This is a genomic window from Microbacterium sp. zg.Y909 (assembly GCF_024626565.1).
Genome location: NZ_JANJFJ010000671.1, coordinates 1 through 1,173, shown reverse-complemented (window position 1 = coordinate 1,173; position 1,173 = coordinate 1). Strand labels below are relative to the sequence as shown.

At 69.1% G+C, this 1,173-nt stretch carries 1 protein-coding gene; it reads left to right on the top strand.

What is annotated here, in order from left to right; translation table 11 throughout:
- Positions 1-46: 46 nt before the first annotated feature.
- A partial coding sequence (locus NQ160_RS24020; RefSeq protein ID WP_257517485.1) for a M1 family metallopeptidase occupies positions 47-1,173 on the top strand: 1,127 nt, incomplete at its 3' end.

Genomic DNA, 1,173 nt, shown 5'->3' with positions numbered 1-1,173 from the left:
GCGGTCGTCGCCGCGGTCAGGCTCGTCGACGTGAAAGCATGGATGGATGGACACCGCCACCGCCAACCTGACCCGCGAAGAGACAGCAGCACGATCGGCCGCGGTGACCGTGCAGAGCATCCGGGTGGAGCTCGACCTGACCACGGCACCGGACCCTGACCGCACCGGGTTCAGGACCGTCAGCGAGTTGGAGTTCGGCTCCCGCACCGAGTCGACGTGGATCGACTTCATCGGCGAAGCGGTCGAGCTGGTCGAGGTGAACGGCGCCGCTCAGCCGGTGCAGTGGGACGGGGCGCGCATCCGCGTCACGGGCTTGGGGCCCCGCAACACCGTGCGCATCGTCGCGCGCGGCGCCTACAGCCGCTCCGGTGAAGGACTGCACCGCTTCGTGGACCCCGTGGACGGCGCGACGTACCTCTACACCCAGTACGAGCCGGCCGACGCGCGTCGCGTCATGGCGTGCTTCGAGCAGCCCGACATGAAGGCGCGGTACACGTTCGTCGTGACCGCCCCCAAGGGCTGGGAGGTCCTGTCGAACCGCCAGGCGGTCGCCGAGATCGACCTCGGCGACGCCCGCACGACCGAGTTCGCGCCCACCCTGCCGCTCTCGAGCTACATCACCGCCGTCGCCGCCGGGCCCTACCACCGGGTCGACGCGCAATGGAGCCGCGGCGAGCAGACCGTCGCTCTCGGCGTGCTGTGCCGCGCGTCTCTGGCGCGGCACCTCGACGCCGAGGAGATCATCGAGATCACCCGTCAGGGGCTGGACTTCTTCACCGACGCCTTCGCCTACCCGTACCCGTGGGGCAAGTACGACCAGATCTTCGTGCCCGAGTACAACCTCGGCGCCATGGAGAACCCGGGCCTGGTGACCTTCACCGAGGCGTACGTGTTCCGGGGCGCGGCCACCGTTGCGCAGCGCGAAGGACGGGCGAACACGATTCTGCACGAGATGGCCCACATGTGGTTCGGCGATCTCGTGACGATGAAGTGGTGGGACGACCTGTGGCTGAAGGAGTCGTTCGCCGATTACATGGGCGCCCACGCCACGGCCGCGGCGACACGGTTCGGCGACGCCTGGGTCACCTTCGCGGCCCGCCGCAAGGCGTGGGCCTATCAGCAGGACCAGCTGCCGACGACGCATCCGATCGTCGCGGACATCCCCGACCTCGA